Raw genomic sequence first — 15,847 nt, 5'->3', positions numbered from 1 at the left:
CCCAGCCAAAAAATGACTAAGTTATTTCACTGCGCAAGTATTTAAACAGTTCTTTGGCTGATTTAGACTCAGGGCCTTGGGTCAGCTCTTTATTGGCTTGACGCACTAATTGACGAAGTTTTTGACGATCAAGCTGTGGATGGTCATCCATCAATGTTTGAACTTCAGTGTCACCATTAGTCAACAAACGATCGCGCATTTTTTCGAATATCTGTATTTGCGCAGCTTCATTATTGTTCTTATTCAACACTTTATCCAGTGCTGCTTCAATAGGTTCGTGATCAAAGTTACGCATTAATTTGCCTATGTACTGCAAATGACGACGATAAGCTTCAGTTTTTTGCTTAATGACTTTGCTTTTTAGCACAGCATCGTACAAAAATTCGTCTAGCCCCATTCTGTCTAACTGCGTTTTACTTAATGCCACCAAACGCATGCCTAACGCCTGCGCCTCTTCACTTTCTTTTTTAAATCCAGTACGGCTGACGTATTCTTCATCGTTGTCATACGGTTGCTGAAAGTGCTCAGAATCACCAACAATTTTCATAATCTTAAACCTCAAATAAATATCTGCTAATGATAGCATTTATTTTGCAGTTGTATCGGGGAAAAAAGGTCAGCAAAACGTGTTGTTATCAATCGTGAAATGAATTTGCTATGCTAGCGTTAATTTAGGCCATTTAAGAGACTATTTGTGACTTCTCATCAAGCACCTCCAGCCACTATTGACAGTGAATTATCGGCATTAAAGCAAGCAGTCAGTGTTGCGCTTGAATACGCCAAAGAATTAGGCTCTACTGCGGCGGAAGTCGCCATTAGTAAGCAGCAAGGCCTGTCAGTTTCTACCCGTAATAAAGAAGTTGAGACCGTCGAGTTTAACAAAGATGGTGCTTTAGGGATTACCGTATTCCGTGATGGCCGTAAAGGTAACTCTTCTACTTCAGATTTAAGCCCAGAGGCAATTAGACAAGCCGTTAAAGCGGCCGATGATATTGCCAAGTATACCTCTGAAGATCCGTTCAGTGGTCTGGCGGATAAAGCCTTGATGGCACAAGATATTCGTGATTTACAGCTGTATCATCCGCAAACATTAACCGCTGAAGAGTTAGCTGAATTAGCCATTCGCGCCGAAGAAGCCAGCTTATCAACCGACCGCCGTATAAAAAGCTCCGATGGCGCGACAGCCAATGCCCATACCAGTGCCAAAGTGTATGGCAATAGTCATGGCTTTTTAAATGGCTATTGTAGTTCGCGTTACAGTTTAAGTTGTGTTGCGATTGGTGAAGAGTCTGATGGCAATATGCAGCGCGATTATGACTATACTGTTGCCCGTAAGTATCAAGACTTATTAAGCCCTGAAGCGGTTGGTAAACAAGCAGCCAATAAAACCCTTAGCCGTTTAGATGCACGTAAAATTGCCACCGCGAAAATGCCGGTACTGTTTGCGCCTGAAATAGCCACTGGCTTGATGGGACATTTAATTGGTGCAATTAGCGGCAGTAGTTTGCATCGTAAGTCGAGCTTCTTACTCGATTCAATTAACACGCAAATTTTTCCTGAGTGGTTCAATATTGAAGAACAACCTCACTTAATAGGCGCATTAGCGTCAGCCAATTACGACAGTGAAGGTGTTGCGACTCAAAGTAGAAAAATTATTGATAATGGTTCATTAGCGACCTATTTATTGACCAGTTACTCGGCGCGTAAATTGGGTTTGACTAATACAGGTCACGCTGGCGGTATTTATAACTGGACGCTTAGCCATACAGATCAAACCTTTGATGATTTAATCAAAGCGATGAACACAGGTTTGATTGTCACTGAAGTGATGGGGCAAGGCGTTAATGGCGTAACGGGCGATTACTCCCGTGGCGCTGCAGGGTTTTATGTCGAGAACGGTCAAGTGATGTACCCAGTGGAAGAAATCACCATAGCGGGTAATTTAAAAGACATGTTTATGGGGATTCAGGGCGTGGGTAAGGATCGTGATTTACGCTCGTCGATTCGTACTGGTGGCATTTTACTCAGTGAAATGAAAATTGCAGGTAATTAATACGGTCTGACTGACATGACCGTTAGCAAAAGTGATTTAAATTAAATAAGGGGTAAGTGAAAACTTACTCCTTATTTGTTTTTATTGATGATTAAACGTTTATTCTATTGAAAACTCATAACGCGAAATATGGTGATAAACTTCATTTGGCATTAGCCAAGCATTACCCGGTAAATCAGGCTGATTAGGTGAGTCTGGTAGCATCTGCGGCTCAATGCATACCGCTTGATGGTCAACTAATGTCTGCTGTTTTTTAGCCACTACACCGTTTAGGAAGTTAGCACCGTATAACTGCACCCCAGGCTGGTTGGTATACACCGTCATACTGGCACCGCTAACCGTACTAGATAACTTACCAAAACGTTGTAATTCACCCTCGGTATTATCCATTACATAGCAATGATCAAACCCATTGGTTGCCAAAAGTGAAGGGAGTTGTGTTTGTACTGTCATTGAGGTTGTGTGAGCTAAATCTAAATCGCTGCCTGCGGTGGCCACTAATGCTGTGGGTACACCCACCTCATTCATGGTCAGGTATTGCCTAGCATCAACTTGTATTTGATGGGTAGTATTGGTCACACCGCCATCTAAATTAAAATAACTGTGCTGGGTTAGGCTAACAGGGCAGGCTTTATCTGTTGTGGCTAACATTTCAACATACAAATTATTACCGACTAATCGGTAATCTAATTGGACTCTGCAGTTACCTGGAAACCCCATATCGCCACCAGGGCTGTGCAAGGTTAACCGCACGCCATCACTCGTCGTGCCCAGTTGCCAATTTTTACGATTAAAGCCCTCAACACCGCCGTGTAAACAGTTGCTTGCCTGGTTGACACTTAATTGATAGTCAATGCCGTCATGGGACATTTTACCATTGGCAATTCGGTTGGCGTATCGACCCGCAATAGCCCCAAGATGGGCTGGTTGAGCCAAATAATCTGCCACACTGTCGCACCCTAGCACCACGTTTTGGCGTTCACCATTTTTTGTCGGTATCCATAATGATCGGATAATGCCGCCTAAACTTAAAATTTCCACTGCGATTGTGCCATTGTCTAAACGGACACGTTCAATCTCTCCACCGCGGGGATCTTGCCAAGATTCAAGCACACTAAAACGTACCATTGAGGCCTCTCTAATTATGATGAGTTACATTATTTTCGGGGTGATTTGCTTATCCTGCCTGCGCCAGCACTGGCTGAACATAAATGGATTTTGGCTTCTAAGCCTGTTTTTTGGGTATATTGTTGTTCAACTAAATTGATCACATCATCTGTTAATTCATGCCCGATTAAAGCAATAACACAGCCATCACTCATGCGCACACCGCCGCGTTCGCCTATGTGCTCGGCTATCATTGACACCAATATATCTACTTCAGGTAATATCACTTCAAAATCATCACGCAATGACTGGTGAGATTGCGTCATTAATTGGCTAAAGCGGGCGATATTATTTTGCTCAAAGGCACGGGCAACATTGCTGGCGCGGTTATTTTCAGTGATAACGTGGCGAGCGCGTCTAAATTGCTCAGATGACAAGTTGTCTCTACGTTGCTCTAAGTAGGAGGATGATAAATCGCGTAAGGAATCTAAACCTAATAAGTCAGTAATGATGGAACATTCTTTTTTACGTTGCTCAAATTGCACCATAAAGGCTTTACGATTAATGCCGGGATCAATCACGATAATGCTTAACTCATCAGGAATTAATACGATTTCACTTTCTAGTTCTAAACAATCAATTAATAAGGCATGATCTTCAACGGCTAACGCGCTGATCATTTGATCCATAATGCCGCAGTCATGGCACATGTATTGGCTTTCACCACGTTGAGAGAGTTGAGCAATGGCTAATGGTGACAAATGTAATTGGCTGGCATAACTGATGGCGGTACCAAAAGCGACTTCTAATGCCGCGGATGATGAAAGGCCCGCGCCCAATGGCACATTGCCCACAATCGCCAAGTCCAAGCCTTTAGCTTGCAGGCCAGAGGTGTGCATCGCTGAGGTGACACCTTTTAAGTAGTTAGCCCAATCGTCATTAGAAGACACTGTGCCTTCTTCGCCAAAGTGCCATTGCTTAATTTGTCCTGGAAAGGCATCTGTTACCGCGCGAAATAAATCATCTTCCCGGTGTTTTACTGCAATTACGGTATGAAAATTAATTGCTGCGGGCAGCACTAAACCTTCATTGTAATCTGTATGCTCACCAATAATATTCACCCGCCCTGGTGCTTGGTATAAATCGTCCGCTTTTGTGCCGAAAGTTTGCACAAATAATTTGGTAGCACGTTGAGCAGGGTTAGACATACTTCAAAAATTTCCAACAGACAGTGATTTAAGTTATTACTTTGATTTATATCACGACTTTGTAGCTGCTGTAACTGAGATTTTTTTCACTATCTGAAAATTGAAAATACGCTGACAAAAACAAAAACGCCCCGAGAAAATTCGAGGCGTTATATATTGACTATTACTAACTTAAATGGCGCAAGTGTTTAGCACTAAACTTGGCCATTATTGGTTGAACTGCTAGTTGAATCAGTTGCATTATCCTGCATTGCCTCACTGGCGACCTGGTCCGCACGGTTAACCTTTTCTTGAGGTTCATCAAGATGCTCGTAAATCACATGATCAACAAAACCAGCACCTGCGGCTTCATAAAGGTTATAGGCACTGTCGACTCCTGCTGCATTAAGGGCTTCCGCATCTTCGGCATATTGTACAATCGCGCTTATTTTTCCGCCGTAGTTGAGCTTTTTTAGTTGCTCTACGGCAAACAAATTACCAACGTGATGGGGGATGGCCAGTAACACCAGTTCAAGATTAGGCGCACGTTCTAGTTTTTCCCAAAAGTCAGTGTCGCCAGCATCACCTTGGACGACATTACGGCCCTGGCTGCGGTGAAAGTCGACCAACTCTTGTTTATGCTCAATACCTAAAATTTCGCCATCGAAACGCAAACGCAGTTCATCATAAGCACCGCAACCAATGCGGCCCATACCAAAAATTAAAAATCTAGGGTTACCAATCTTGATTTGACGGTCTTCAGGGTGTAATGGGTGTTTCTCAAGTTTGACTAAATGTTTTTGAAAATGCTTATAAATTTTATTCACACTGCTGTTAAGCGGCGCAGCAAACAAAAAGCTAATACTTAAGGCAACGGCAATAATGATTAACCATGACGAGGGTAACCAGCCTTTATGCGCAGCAACGGCTGCGACAATTAATCCAAACTCACTGTAGTTAGCCAGGTTTAACGACGCTAAAAGTGAGGTGCGTGACCGTAGTTTGAATCGCGTTAATAAAAACATAAACATAGCTATTTTAACCGGTACTAGTATGACCAAAATAGCGGCTAAGCCAATGTCTGACCATGTTGGCAGTCCATTTAAGCCAATGGTAAGGAAGAAGGCGACTAAAAATAATTCTTTGAAGTAGTACATGGATTTTGCTAATTCAGACGACTTTGCATGGCCTGCTAGTAAAATACCAATAATTAATGCCCCTAAATCAGGCTTCAAGCCTACGGCTTCAAATAGCCAAGCGCCGACGACTAATGCCATTACTAGGCCAAACAGCACTAACATTTCACTGTGGCCCACTTTATCGAATACTTTATAAATAAGCGGACGAGCAAAAGGGAGTAGCAATAAACCTAGCGCCCAAATAGAGGGCACTTCGCCTTTTGATATGGTTAAAAAAACCACAGCGAAGATATCTTGCATAATCAAGATACCAATAGCGACACGGCCATAAAGTGACTTCATGTCACCATTATCTTCAATCACTTTTACCGCAAACACGGTACTTGAAAAGCTTAACGCGAATGAAATAAGCAGTAGCTGATTAAGGGTGTAGCCTTCTAGTTGCTCTAACCCTGCCATGCCCAATAATTTTAATATCGGGATAAAAAAGATAATTGAACCAATTAAATGAATGCTAGAAGTAGCCCACACTTCGGCTTTAAATAAGCTTTTTAAATCCAGCTTTAAACCAATTGAAAATAACAGTAAGGTCACGCCCAGATTAGCAAGCTGTTGTAAAAGAGGTAGGCTGGTGTCTTGAATACCAAAAGTGAATAGAACAAACCCTGCAGCTAAATAACCAATAAGCGGCGGAAGACCTACTTTACTGACCAAAAGCCCACAGAGTAAGGTGATAATTAATATGGCCGGTTCCATAGCACTCCATTATGGTTAATTAAGGCAAAGATGCTTAACATTGTATAAGAAAAACCAGCATCTGGGGAAAATGATGCTCATATTACAAAACAAGCGACTTTATTGAAAAAGTCGCTTGTTTTCATTGGTAAGCGTCTATTGTGTCGATACTGCCACGAGCTGAGAGTCATTTACTCTTTAAGCAGTAAATCTAAGTGATTAGCGAAATCTTTAGGGCCCATAAAGCCAGTTACACGAAGATCATCACGTATATCACCATTTTTATCAAACATCAGCAAAGTCGGTAAACCAAGCACACCGTAATGCTCAAGTAACTCGATATCAATTGCATCGCTTTTGGTCACATCGGCTTGCAAGATAACCATTTTATTCATGCGTTCAAGCACATCACTATTGGCGAATGTAATCGCTTCAAACTCTTTACAGGCGACACACCAATCAGCATACAAATCTAACATGACAGTTTTACCACTGATGCTGGCTTTATCTAATTCAACCGCTAAATCATCTAACGACTTAATCTTAATAAAGTGGTGCGCATCAGCTTGTGCAGTACCATTATTAGCGGTTTGGTTAATCCCAGGTACCTGGAAGCCAAAGTGACTCATCACAGCTTGAAAACCATAGGAAAAACTGGCAAGTAAAGCGAGTAATAATAATACTCCACGAACAGACTGCTTCCAGTTAAAGGCGGTTAACTTGTTCTGATGCATTAAATAACCGATTAAGCTAACAGCCCAAATTGACCACAATACGTCAGACACCAGCCCTACCCAAATACGACCAATCATCATGATTGAAACCGAAATTAGCAAGAAGCCGAAAATAGTTTTGATAACATCCATCCATGCGCCAGCGCGAGGGAGAATTTTGCCACCCGATGTGCCAAGTACCAATAATGGTACGCCCATGCCCATACTCAGCACATAAAGGGCTAAGAAGCCTTGCAGTAAATCGCCACTTTGAGCCACGTAAATGAGTGCGCCTGATAAAGGTGCAGTAGTACAAGGCGATGCCACCAAGCCTGAAATCACCCCCATAAAGAATACGCCAATCAAGTTGCCGCCCTTTTGGTTGTTTGACATGGCGTTCATTTTTTCTTGCCACTTTGACGGCAGTTTTAAATCATACATGCCAAACATAGATAGGCTGAGCAGTACAAACATCACCGCTAAGAAAATCAAAATAGCGGGGTGTTGCAGCGCAGCTTGAAACTTCATCCCCGCACTTGCCACCACTAAGCCTAATAATGAATAGGTAATTGCCATACCTTGCACATAAGCCATCGATAACGTGAAGGCTTTTGCGGTAGACAGTTTTTCACCCTGGCCGACAATAATACCCGATAAAATAGGGTACATTGGGAACACACAGGGTGTTAACGCTAGGCCAATACCTAAACCAAAAAAGATTGCCAGGGTCCACAATAAGCTGTCGTTTTGAAGCATTTGGCTTAAGGTGTCTTGTTGGGTAATCGGGCTTTTAGTTGCTTGTTCAGCCGTGTCGTTAGCCGACACTGTTGGTGCGCCAATGACTTTTTTAGCTTGAGCCACTTTGCCATCGTTAGCGGCAACTTCCGTTAAAATAACATCACGGGTGGTTGGCGGGTAACACAAAGTCCCTTCCGCACAACCCATAAAGGTCACTTTAAAAGTGCCTTCTTTACTGGCTTGTTTAATACCAACAGGGATTTGGACAAACGAGTAAAATACCTCTTGTTCGCCAAAGTATTCGTCGTTATGGATTTTTCCGCGGGGCAAATTAATTTCACCAATAACCGCGCCTTCAGCTTTAAAGGTCAGTTTGTCACGGTACATGTAGTAGCCGTCAGCAATCACCCAGCTAATGAGTAACTGATTGCCTTGCTGCTTAAAATCGAATGAGAATGCTTCATTAACCGGCAAAAGCTCTGGTTCACTGCTTAGAAAATCAAACTTACTTTTGCTAAATACCCCTTCACTTTGCACCAGTGGTGAGAAAGCGATTGAAGACAGTAAAAGTAAAGATGTTAAAACAAAGGCGAATATTTTTTTCATGATTGAGTGGTTTCTTTTATCCATGTTAAATAAGGCGCTAACCCATGAGTAATAGGGGTTGCGATTAACTCTGGTACTTCATAAGGATGCAATTGGATCACCAATTGTTCAATTGCTTGATAATGTAACGCGCGACATTTTATCTGCAATTGTACCTCTTGAGACTGACACACTTGGTTATCCCAATAATAAACCGACACAATAGGTTGGCTAATTTGCACACAGGCAGCAAGCTTGGCATTAATCAATGCCTGGGCGATACTATCGGCAGTGGCCTTATCGGGACAGGTTGAAAAAATCAGTAAATAATCAGCTTCCATTGTATCTCGGTTAAACTTAACGTTAGCTTAAGCTAAAATAGTCAATATCGGCTTACTGTACGATTTTTAGCAACAGATTTCACTGTTATGTTTGAAATTCGTGACGTCTCTTGAAAATAGACCGGACAAACCCCATATAGTTTTCATCGACAGCAGATTATTTGCCAGTTATTGGGTAAACATCATTCTTATATCGAGGTTTACATGTTTTTGATTTTATTATTAGTGTTCGTTATTGTACCTGCCTTAGAACTGTCGGTATTAATTCAAGTTGGTGATGCACTTGGTGTATGGCCAACCATCGGCCTAGTATTTTTTACTGCCATTGTTGGTGTGTCATTGGTAAGAAGCCAAGGTTTGAACACCCTAATGACTGTGCAGCAAAAAATGGCACGTGGCGAAGCGCCAGGACAAGAAATTGTAGAAGGCATGATGTTAGCGGCAGCCGGTGTGTTGTTGCTCATTCCAGGCTTTGTCACTGATGCGATAGGATTATTGTTGTTAACCCCTTTTACCCGCTCGCCTGTAGCGGCATTTATGTACAAACGGTTACAGCTGAGGGTGATGGCTAATGGCGGAGTACACGGTGGATTTGGTCGGCAAGGTCCATTTAATCAGGGGCCATTTAATCAAGGTCCATTTGGACAAAAGCCTTCTGAGCCACCGCGTGATCAAGACAACACCTTTGAAGGGGATTTTGAGCATAAAGACGACCCAAGCCAAAAACGTCCTGAAACGCATCAAATAGACAATAAAGACGATACTAAAAAGTAATTTATCAAAGGTGTGAGCTAAAGTGATCAGCGCTCTATTACTTCACTTATTCTTTATTTAATATTAAGCCAGCTTATCGCTGGCTTTTTAGTGACCGGTTATCATGCAGCGCTTATGCAGCATAGCTATTTATCGCTGCTATTTTTACCACTAATCTTTCTATCATCAGTCTTTGTACCAGCAACATAGGCAGTCACAATGCTGGTTAACCAATTAGCGACAAAAATCCAGGTGATCCAGGCGGCGACTTGCGCAGCATCACCTTCGGGCGCTTGGGTTATTTGGGCGTAAATTGCACTGTATTCTAATGGAACTTCGCCAGCTAAAATTTTCTCTGATATCACTTGCGCCCGCTCAATGGCAAAGTTCATTAATACCAGCACACACCCCAGCGATACTGCCATAAAACCCATGCCTTGCCATTTATTACCCAGCCACATTTGCCCACTGCCCGGCATAATAAATGCTGACATCAGAGCCGCTTTAAATGGGCGCTTTATACCTGAGGATTGATCCGTTTGTGGGGTGTTTTGAATCGTCATAGTATGCCTATGCAGTAGTGTAGAAAATGAGTCGATGACATTAGTCGATGATATTTAGTCGATAACATTTAGTCGATAATAATGGGAGTCGAGCGTGTCTGTTGATTTGGCTCAGTAATTTTGGTTGCCAATATATAACAGGCTATCCCCATTAGGGTGTTTGTTACAGGTAGCGCCAACATCAAACCTTTAACCCCACCAATGTACGAGCCTAACGCGGCTAAGGGAAGCATTAACAACATTAAACGGCATAAATTTATCACCAAAGAGCTCATTGGGCGGTGATACGCATTTAAGCTGGTGGCAAAAATAATCACTATGCCCAGCGGACCATATGCCGCTGGCAACGCCATAATATAAAAAGTCAGCCAATCAATAACCACAGGGTCGTTAGAGAATTGCTGTGCAATGGGATAGGCAAAAAAATACATCGGAATATACAACATTGTTTGAAATACCAAGATAAACTGCAACGATTTAAGTAACGCTGCTTTGGCACGAACATGCTGTCCAGCGCCTAAGTTTTGTGCAATAAAGGGCATTAAACTTGATGACAAAGCCATTACCACCAGCAGCAATACCGACTCTAAGCGCATTCCCGCGCCAAATGCCGCCACACCTGCATGGTCTATACGGGCTATCATGGCCATCAAAATACCATTGGCAATGGGGTTAATTAAATTCATTAATGCCGCTGGGCGAGCGATATGCGCTAGGGCGCGCCAATTGGCGACCATACGGCTGCGGACTAAGCTGGCACTATGTAATAACTTACGTTTAAATATCAGCAATCGGCCCGCAAGCAACAGCGCAATAATCCAAGATAATGTGGTAGCAATGGCAGCCCCTTGCACTTCTAAGCGTGGAAAAGGCCCTAAACCAAATATTAATAAGGGATCTAGCACCAAGTTGACAATAGCCGCCAACATCATAATTTTAGCCGGGGAGCGAGTATCGCCAGTGGCGCGTAATGCTTGATTGCCCACCATCACCACCACCAAAGCTGGTGCACCCAAATACCACCACATCATATAGTCATGAATGTAAGGCATACTGCGATCATTCGCGCCCAGCAAGGTGAATAATGGCTCAATCAGTAAGCCACCCATTAGGCACAATAAAGTGATAATCGCAGAGGTTAATACTAAGGTATCGAATAAAAAAACTTTAGCTTGTTCTGCATGGCCAGAGCCAATAAAACGGCCTAAATTGGTGGATACACCGGCACCTATGCCGATACCGATACTGACAATCACTAAGGTTACCGGAAAAGTAAAACTGACCGCCGCTAAGGCTTCTGTACCTAGCTGGCTAATGAAATAGATGTCCACCAGGCTGCCACCCAGAATGGTGAGAATACCAATCAGGTTAGGCAGGGTCATGTTAAACAGAACACGACCAATTGGTGCACTAAGCAACCCGTGTTTATCTTTCATGGTGACATCGCTTTGTAATGAAGGATGCGAATTCTATCAGGGTTTGCATAGCTTTAATAAAACAGACTTAAAAATTCTGTAGTTTTTTTATTGTTAGCCCTTGGAAGTGTGATGGATCACCCCCATATATCAACCATCAAAGGGTAAAAGCCTTTTCCATCAAAACCGCCTCGATATTGGGCATAAAATCATTAGGAGAGTTCATAGATGAATATTCGTCCATTACATGACCGTGTTATCGTTAAACGTTTAGAAGTTGAATCTAAATCTGCAGGTGGCATCGTGCTTACCGGTAGCGCTGCTGAAAAGTCAACTCGCGGTAAAATCCTTGCTGTAGGCAACGGTCGTATCTCAGAAAATGGCACAGTGACTCCGCTTGACGTTAAAGTGGGTGATGTTGTGATCTTCAATGAAGGTTATGGCGTTAAAAAAGAAAAAATTGACGGTGAAGAAGTGTTAATCCTGTCAGAAGCAGATCTAATGGCTGTTGTAGGCTAAGCCTCCAGTATTATTAGACTTTCTACTTCAAAACTCATTTAAAGGAACATCAGAACATGGCAGCAAAAGAAGTATTATTTGGTAACGATGCACGCGTAAAAATGCTTGCAGGCGTTAACATTTTAGCTAACGCAGTTAAAGTAACCTTAGGCCCTAAAGGTCGTAACGTTGTTTTAGATAAAAGCTTTGGCTCACCAGTCATCACCAAAGATGGTGTGTCAGTGGCAAAAGAAATCGAACTAACAGATAAGTTCGAAAACATGGGCGCGCAAATGGTTAAAGAAGTTGCTTCTAAAGCCAATGATGCAGCCGGTGACGGTACCACTACTGCAACAGTATTAGCACAAGCTATTGTTGTTGAAGGCCTAAAAGCAGTTGCAGCGGGTATGAACCCAATGGATCTTAAGCGCGGTATCGACAAAGCGGTTATCGCAGCCGTTGCTGAGCTTAAACTACTTTCTCAAGAATGTTCAGACACTAAAGCGATTGCTCAAGTTGGTACTATCTCTGCTAACTCTGACGAGTCAATCGGCGACATCATTGCAACTGCAATGGAAAAAGTCGGTAAAGAAGGCGTTATTACAGTTGAAGAAGGCCAAGCGCTTGAAAACGAATTAGACGTTGTTGAAGGTATGCAGTTTGACCGTGGTTACTTATCACCATACTTCATCAACAAGCCAGAAACTGGCAGCGTTGAATTAGACAGCCCATATATTTTGTTAGTAGACAAAAAAGTGTCTAACATCCGTGAATTATTGCCAATTCTTGAAGGTCTAGCTAAAACTGGTAAGCCATTGCTTATGGTTGCAGAAGACGTTGAAGGCGAAGCATTAGCAACGCTAGTGGTAAACAACATGCGTGGCATCGTTAAAGTGGCTGCTGTTAAAGCACCTGGTTTTGGCGACCGTCGTAAAGCAATGTTACAAGACGTAGCCATTCTAACTGGCGGTACAGTTATCGCAGAAGAAATCGGTCTAGAGCTTGAAAAAGCGACCCTAGAAGATTTAGGTACAGCAAAGCGCGTTATCATCACTAAAGATAACACTACCATCATCGATGGTAATGGCGATGAAGTTCAAATCGCTGGCCGTGTAAGCCAAATCAAGCAACAAATTGAAGAATCAACTTCAGACTACGACAAAGAAAAACTTCAAGAGCGTATGGCTAAACTAGCTGGCGGTGTTGCAGTCATCAAAGTTGGCGCAGCAACAGAAGTTGAAATGAAAGAGAAAAAAGCCCGTGTTGAAGATGCATTACATGCAACTCGCGCAGCGGTAGAAGAAGGCGTAGTAGCAGGCGGCGGTGTAGCCCTTGTTCGCGTAGCAAGCAAAATTAAAGATGTTGAAGTATTGAACGAAGACCAAAAACACGGTGTGGTAATCGCACTACGTGCTATGGAAGCGCCTTTACGTCAAATCGCAACTAACGCGGGTCAAGAAGCATCAGTTGTGGCTAACACTGTTAAAAACGGCACGGGTAACTTTGGTTACAACGCTGGTAACGACACTTACGGTGACATGTTAGAAATGGGTATCCTAGACCCAACTAAAGTGACTCGTAGCGCGTTACAGTTCGCCGCCTCTATTGCAGGTCTGATGATCACAACAGAAGCGATGATTGCTGATGTACCACAAGATTCTGCGCCAGATATGGGCGGAATGGGTGGTATGGGCGGTATGGGCGGCATGATGTAATCTAGCTTGTCTAAATCGGTGATAACTGCGTTGCTTCACCACTCGTTTAAGAAAGCTAAACGTCGTGGTAAAGCGACTTGTTCTAACCCGATTTATCCTGCGCTATATACATTGTTGTCTGAAGCCTAGAAGCTTAGAGCTAAATTTCTTGTAAAAGAACAGAGAAAGCCTCGATACCTAACAGTATCGGGGCTTTTTGTTTAGAATTCAAAAGCGTTTTTCGCTTAAGTTTACTCTGGCCCACTTATCTCACTTATCTAATTCTAATTTATTTTTAAGCGTCTCTAAATCCTGATGTTTTTCAAAGTAAGCAATAATTTCTTGAATCTGTTCTAACTTCTTTGACTCAAAATTATTGCTGATATAGTCCTTTATTTCAGAAAAGTGCCAAGTTAACTTAGTCTCAACTGGGATAGCTGCTATAGCAGAAAAAACCTCTATAATAGTCTTGTTTGCCAGCAGAAAGCGGATAAATTGCATTACAGCGAATGTTTCTGCTTCTTTTGTATATTCTTCAACTTTAGTTACTCGCATTAACACTTGTTTGGGTGTTTCAACTAATAGAGCTAATTCTGCTGAATTAGCTAAAGAAATGGTAATAGATTTTTGAGTTTGTTCGTTACCTGAATGACTAAAACGCTCTATGAGTAGGTCAAAGACGTCTATTGCTTCTTGTGGTTTTTCAAGCGTTCCTAAAGTCATCCCTTTATTAATCAGCGCTCTTGCGACCTCAGCTTGTACTGCTTCTGCTTCAGAATCACTAAAACGATTAATGAGTAGGTCATAGGTGTCGATTTCTTCTTGTGGTTTTTCAAGCGTTCCTAAAGTCATCCCTTTATTAATCAGCGCTCTTGCGACCTGAGCTTGGACTGCTTCTGCTTCAGAATCACTAAAACGATTAATGAGTAGGTCATAGGTGTCGATTTCTTCTTGTGGTTTTTCAAGCGTTCCTAAAGTCACCCCTTTATTAATCAGCGCTCTTGCGACCTGAGCTTGGACTGCTTCTGCTTCAGAATCACTAAAACGATTAATGAGTAGGTCATAGGTGTCGATTTCTTCTTGTGGTTTTTCAAGCGTTCCTAAAGTCATCCCTTTATTAATCAGCGCTCTTGCGACCTGAGCTTGGACTGCTTCTGCTTCAGAATCACTAAAACGATTAATGAGTAGGTCATAGGTGTCGATTGCTTCTTTTGGTTTTTCAAGCGTTCCTAAAGTCATCCCTTTATTGACTAGCGCACTTGCGACCTCAGCTTGTACTGCTTCTGCTTCAGAATCACTATAACGATTTATGAGTAGGTCATAGGTGTCTATTGCTTCTTTTGGCTTCTCAAGCGCTCCTAAAGCAATCCCTTTATTGACTAGCGCACTTGCGACCTCAGCTTGAACAGCTTCTACTTCAGAATCACTAAAACGACTAATGAGTAGGTCATAGGTGTCGATTTCTCCTTGTGGCTTCTCAAGCGTTCCTAAAGTCATCCCTTTATTGACTAGCGCTCTTGCGACCTCAGCTTGAACAGCTTCTACTTCAGAATCACTAAAACGACTAATGAGTAGGTCATAGGTGTCGATTTCTTCTTGTGGTTTTTCAAGCGTTCCTAAAGTGAGGGCCTTATTCAACATTGTCCTAGCGACCTGCACTTGAATATTATCCTTACTAGATTCAGAAAAATTTTTTAATAATTCATTATAAATTTCAATCTCATTTTTAGGTTCCTTTAACCTCCAATACACAAGAGCTTTATTGAATAACAACTTGGCATAAAGGGAGCTTAATTTTTCTTCCTCACTCAATACATTTATTGCCAAATTCAGCCATTTTAACGCTTCACGATAGTGTTTATTACCGTTGCTTACACTCGCTAAGCTAAAATACTCCTGAGCTGATGCATGCTTTTTGTCAATTCCCTTAGTGCTGTTTTCCAATATTTTTAATGATTCTGGAGTCGCTTCTTGTTTTTCAGTTATAGCTCTTTGAACTTCATCAGCAGCGCTTTCCACTTCTTTTCTTTTTTCTGCTATGACCAGATGAGCTTCTTTGAGATATTGTTGCAGCGTTTCAACAGCAGAATTTGATTGCCGTAATTGGTTTTCTAATTTAGTTTGTGCTTTTTCTAAAATCGATTCGGCATTTTCGCGAATGAAGTCTTCCATATTCTGTTGTGCAATAGTTTGCGCTTCTCTTTTACTATGCTTATAGACGATAAAGCCACCAAAAGCGATAAGAATTGTAAGAGTGAAGAACCACCAGTTAAATGAATCTTTGGTATCGCCAATTCTTCCTCCAAAATTAGCGAACTCTATCTCT

13 protein-coding genes are annotated in these 15,847 nt (G+C 42.2%); 4 read left to right on the top strand and 9 right to left on the bottom strand.

Annotated elements, in window-relative coordinates; genetic code table 11:
* Nucleotides 1-16: 16 nt before the first annotated feature.
* Complete coding sequence (yjgA, locus tag FJ709_RS17850) at nucleotides 17-547, bottom strand: ribosome biogenesis factor YjgA (protein WP_226411671.1); 531 nt, start codon at nucleotides 545-547, stop codon at nucleotides 17-19.
* 147 nt (nucleotides 548-694) lie between these two features.
* Between yjgA and pmbA the strand changes: the two genes are divergently transcribed.
* Nucleotides 695-2,053, top strand: coding sequence for a metalloprotease PmbA (pmbA, locus tag FJ709_RS17845; RefSeq protein WP_226411669.1), 1,359 nt, complete (start codon nucleotides 695-697; stop codon nucleotides 2,051-2,053).
* Between the two features lie 99 nt (nucleotides 2,054-2,152).
* Here pmbA and FJ709_RS17840 read toward each other — a convergent pair whose 3' ends face one another.
* From FJ709_RS17840 to cutA, 5 genes are all read right to left on the bottom strand, one after another.
* A complete protein-coding gene (locus FJ709_RS17840) occupies nucleotides 2,153-3,181 on the bottom strand; it encodes an aldose epimerase family protein (protein WP_226411667.1) in 1,029 nt (342 codons plus the stop codon).
* A 29-nt stretch (nucleotides 3,182-3,210) separates the two neighbouring features.
* On the bottom strand, nucleotides 3,211-4,368 hold the full coding sequence (gene galK, locus FJ709_RS17835) for a galactokinase (RefSeq protein ID WP_226411665.1): 1,158 nt from the start codon (nucleotides 4,366-4,368) through the stop codon (nucleotides 3,211-3,213).
* 194 nt (nucleotides 4,369-4,562) lie between these two features.
* Complete coding sequence (locus FJ709_RS17830) at nucleotides 4,563-6,242, bottom strand: cation:proton antiporter family protein (RefSeq protein ID WP_226411663.1); 1,680 nt, start codon at nucleotides 6,240-6,242, stop codon at nucleotides 4,563-4,565.
* 170 nt (nucleotides 6,243-6,412) lie between these two features.
* Nucleotides 6,413-8,278: a protein-disulfide reductase DsbD gene (locus FJ709_RS17825; protein ID WP_226411662.1), complete on the bottom strand. Its 1,866-nt coding sequence runs from the start codon at nucleotides 8,276-8,278 to the stop codon at nucleotides 6,413-6,415.
* On the bottom strand, nucleotides 8,275-8,598 hold the full coding sequence (gene cutA / locus FJ709_RS17820; protein WP_226411661.1) for a divalent-cation tolerance protein CutA: 324 nt from the start codon (nucleotides 8,596-8,598) through the stop codon (nucleotides 8,275-8,277). The genes FJ709_RS17825 and cutA overlap by 4 nt, the downstream gene beginning before the upstream one ends.
* 204 nt (nucleotides 8,599-8,802) lie before the next feature.
* Here cutA and FJ709_RS17815 point away from each other — a divergent pair, with 204 nt between their 5' ends.
* Nucleotides 8,803-9,372 carry an FxsA family protein gene (locus FJ709_RS17815; RefSeq protein ID WP_226411660.1) on the top strand — a complete coding sequence of 190 codons (570 nt, stop codon included), beginning with the start codon at nucleotides 8,803-8,805 and terminating at the stop codon, nucleotides 9,370-9,372.
* A 125-nt stretch (nucleotides 9,373-9,497) separates the two neighbouring features.
* Here the strand turns inward: FJ709_RS17815 and FJ709_RS17810 are convergent, their stop codons facing one another.
* Complete coding sequence (locus FJ709_RS17810) at nucleotides 9,498-9,914, bottom strand: hypothetical protein (RefSeq protein ID WP_226411658.1); 417 nt, start codon at nucleotides 9,912-9,914, stop codon at nucleotides 9,498-9,500.
* 68 nt (nucleotides 9,915-9,982) lie between these two features.
* Nucleotides 9,983-11,350: an MATE family efflux transporter gene (locus FJ709_RS17805; RefSeq protein WP_226411656.1), complete on the bottom strand. Its 1,368-nt coding sequence runs from the start codon at nucleotides 11,348-11,350 to the stop codon at nucleotides 9,983-9,985.
* A 207-nt stretch (nucleotides 11,351-11,557) separates the two neighbouring features.
* Between FJ709_RS17805 and FJ709_RS17800 the strand changes: the two genes are divergently transcribed.
* Together FJ709_RS17800 and groL are read left to right on the top strand one after the other, a co-directional pair.
* Complete coding sequence (locus FJ709_RS17800; protein WP_011639076.1) at nucleotides 11,558-11,848, top strand: co-chaperone GroES; 291 nt, start codon at nucleotides 11,558-11,560, stop codon at nucleotides 11,846-11,848.
* A 56-nt stretch (nucleotides 11,849-11,904) separates the two neighbouring features.
* Nucleotides 11,905-13,542: a chaperonin GroEL gene (groL, locus tag FJ709_RS17795; RefSeq protein ID WP_226411654.1), complete on the top strand. Its 1,638-nt coding sequence runs from the start codon at nucleotides 11,905-11,907 to the stop codon at nucleotides 13,540-13,542.
* A 249-nt stretch (nucleotides 13,543-13,791) separates the two neighbouring features.
* Here the strand turns inward: groL and FJ709_RS17790 are convergent, their stop codons facing one another.
* Complete coding sequence (locus FJ709_RS17790) at nucleotides 13,792-15,693, bottom strand: tetratricopeptide repeat protein (RefSeq protein ID WP_226411652.1); 1,902 nt, start codon at nucleotides 15,691-15,693, stop codon at nucleotides 13,792-13,794.
* Between the last annotated feature and the right edge of the window lie 154 nt (nucleotides 15,694-15,847).

The sequence above is a fragment of the Shewanella glacialimarina genome (assembly GCF_020511155.1).
GTDB lineage: Bacteria > Pseudomonadota > Gammaproteobacteria > Enterobacterales > Shewanellaceae > Shewanella > Shewanella glacialimarina.
The sequence above is the reverse complement of the archived record's forward strand: the minus strand, read 5'-3'. Positions and strand labels throughout refer to the sequence as shown.

Excerpts from the sequence above, each read along its gene's own strand:
- yjgA (WP_226411671.1), bottom strand. The coding sequence starts at position 547 with ATGAAAATTGTTGGTGATTCTGAGCACTTTCAGCAACCGTATGACAAC.
- groL (WP_226411654.1), top strand. The coding sequence starts at position 11,905 with ATGGCAGCAAAAGAAGTATTATTTGGTAACGATGCACGCGTAAAAATG.
- FJ709_RS17810 (WP_226411658.1), bottom strand. The coding sequence starts at position 9,914 with ATGACGATTCAAAACACCCCACAAACGGATCAATCCTCAGGTATAAAG.
- FJ709_RS17805 (WP_226411656.1), bottom strand. The coding sequence starts at position 11,350 with ATGAAAGATAAACACGGGTTGCTTAGTGCACCAATTGGTCGTGTTCTG.
- FJ709_RS17790 (WP_226411652.1), bottom strand. The coding sequence starts at position 15,693 with ATGGAAGACTTCATTCGCGAAAATGCCGAATCGATTTTAGAAAAAGCA.
- FJ709_RS17825 (WP_226411662.1), bottom strand. The coding sequence starts at position 8,278 with ATGAAAAAAATATTCGCCTTTGTTTTAACATCTTTACTTTTACTGTCT.
- galK (WP_226411665.1), bottom strand. The coding sequence starts at position 4,368 with ATGTCTAACCCTGCTCAACGTGCTACCAAATTATTTGTGCAAACTTTC.
- FJ709_RS17840 (WP_226411667.1), bottom strand. The coding sequence starts at position 3,181 with ATGGTACGTTTTAGTGTGCTTGAATCTTGGCAAGATCCCCGCGGTGGA.
- FJ709_RS17830 (WP_226411663.1), bottom strand. The coding sequence starts at position 6,242 with ATGGAACCGGCCATATTAATTATCACCTTACTCTGTGGGCTTTTGGTC.
- cutA (WP_226411661.1), bottom strand. The coding sequence starts at position 8,598 with ATGGAAGCTGATTATTTACTGATTTTTTCAACCTGTCCCGATAAGGCC.
- FJ709_RS17800 (WP_011639076.1), top strand. The coding sequence starts at position 11,558 with ATGAATATTCGTCCATTACATGACCGTGTTATCGTTAAACGTTTAGAA.
- FJ709_RS17815 (WP_226411660.1), top strand. The coding sequence starts at position 8,803 with ATGTTTTTGATTTTATTATTAGTGTTCGTTATTGTACCTGCCTTAGAA.